A 2232-nucleotide genomic window follows, 5' to 3' on the forward strand; every position below is an offset into this window, starting at 1 on the left:
CACTTTGTTGGGTGACTGCGTACCTTTTGTATAATGGGTCAGCGACTTATATTCAGTGGCAAGCTTAACCGAATAGGGGAGGCGTAGCGAAAGCGAGTCTTAATAGGGCGTCTTAGTCGCTGGGTATAGACCCGAAACCGGGCGATCTATCCATGGGCAGGTTGAAGGTTAGGTAACACTGACTGGAGGACCGAACCGACTACCGTTGAAAAGTTAGCGGATGACCTGTGGATCGGAGTGAAAGGCTAATCAAGCCCGGAGATAGCTGGTTCTCCTCGAAAGCTATTTAGGTAGCGCCTCATGTATCACTCTGGGGGGTAGAGCACTGTTTCGGCTAGGGGGTCATCCCGACTTACCAAACCGATGCAAACTCCGAATACCCAGAAGTGCCGAGCATGGGAGACACACGGCGGGTGCTAACGTCCGTCGTGAAAAGGGAAACAACCCAGACCGTCAGCTAAGGTCCCAAAGTTGTAGTTAAGTGGGAAACGATGTGGGAAGGCTTAGACAGCTAGGAGGTTGGCTTAGAAGCAGCCACCCTTTAAAGAAAGCGTAATAGCTCACTAGTCGAGTCGGCCTGCGCGGAAGATGTAACGGGGCTCAAACTACACACCGAAGCTACGGGTATCACGTAAGTGATGCGGTAGAGGAGCGTTCTGTAAGCCTGTGAAGGTGAGTTGAGAAGCTTGCTGGAGGTATCAGAAGTGCGAATGCTGACATGAGTAACGACAATGCGAGTGAAAAACTCGCACGCCGAAAGACCAAGGTTTCCTGCGCAACGTTAATCGACGCAGGGTTAGTCGGCCCCTAAGGCGAGGCAGAAATGCGTAGTCGATGGGAAGCGGGTTAATATTCCCGCACTTCTAGTTACTGCGATGGGGGGACGGAGAAGGCTAGGCCAGCACGGCGTTGGTTGTCCGTGTTTAAGGTGGTAGGCAGAGATCTTAGGCAAATCCGGGATCTTAATGCCGAGAACTGATGACGAGCGTCCTTTTGGACGTGAAGTGGTTGATGCCATGCTTCCAGGAAAAGCCTCTAAGCTTCAGGTAACTAGGAACCGTACCCCAAACCGACACAGGTGGTTGGGTAGAGAATACCAAGGCGCTTGAGAGAACTCGGGTGAAGGAACTAGGCAAAATGGCACCGTAACTTCGGGAGAAGGTGCGCCGGTGAGGGTGAAGGACTTGCTCCGTAAGCTCATGCCGGTCGAAGATACCAGGCCGCTGCGACTGTTTATTAAAAACACAGCACTCTGCAAACACGAAAGTGGACGTATAGGGTGTGACGCCTGCCCGGTGCCGGAAGGTTAATTGATGGGGTTAGCGCAAGCGAAGCTCTTGATCGAAGCCCCGGTAAACGGCGGCCGTAACTATAACGGTCCTAAGGTAGCGAAATTCCTTGTCGGGTAAGTTCCGACCTGCACGAATGGCGTAACGATGGCGGCGCTGTCTCCACCCGAGACTCAGTGAAATTGAAATCGCTGTGAAGATGCAGTGTATCCGCGGCTAGACGGAAAGACCCCGTGAACCTTTACTGTAGCTTTGCACTGGACTTTGAGCCTGCTTGTGTAGGATAGGTGGGAGGCTTTGAAGCGTGGACGCCAGTTCGCGTGGAGCCATCCTTGAAATACCACCCTGGCATGCTTGAGGTTCTAACTCTGCTCCGTTATCCGGAGCGAGGACAGTGTATGGTGGGCAGTTTGACTGGGGCGGTCTCCTCCCAAAGAGTAACGGAGGAGTACGAAGGTGCGCTCAGACCGGTCGGAAATCGGTCGTAGAGTATAAAGGCAAAAGCGCGCTTGACTGCGAGACAGACACGTCGAGCAGGTACGAAAGTAGGTCTTAGTGATCCGGTGGTTCTGTATGGAAGGGCCATCGCTCAACGGATAAAAGGTACTCCGGGGATAACAGGCTGATACCGCCCAAGAGTTCATATCGACGGCGGTGTTTGGCACCTCGATGTCGGCTCATCACATCCTGGGGCTGAAGCCGGTCCCAAGGGTATGGCTGTTCGCCATTTAAAGTGGTACGCGAGCTGGGTTTAGAACGTCGTGAGACAGTTCGGTCCCTATCTGCCGTGGACGTTTGAGATTTGAGAGGGGCTGACCTTAGTACGAGAGGACCGGGTTGGACGAACCTCTGGTGTTCCGGTTGTCACGCCAGTGGCATTGCCGGGTAGCTACGTTCGGAAAAGATAACCGCTGAAAGCATCTAAGCGGGAAACTTGCCTCAA

Annotated in this window: 1 rRNA gene; it reads left to right on the plus strand. The window is 53.4% G+C overall.

Annotation, left to right across the window (positions count from 1 at the left end):
* Positions 1-2232 (plus strand): 23S ribosomal RNA (locus ACF8C6_RS05400); the annotation flags it as partial.

Origin of the sequence: Pseudomonas sp. zbq_18 (genome assembly GCF_043102245.1) — a bacterium.
Lineage (GTDB): Bacteria > Pseudomonadota > Gammaproteobacteria > Pseudomonadales > Pseudomonadaceae > Aquipseudomonas.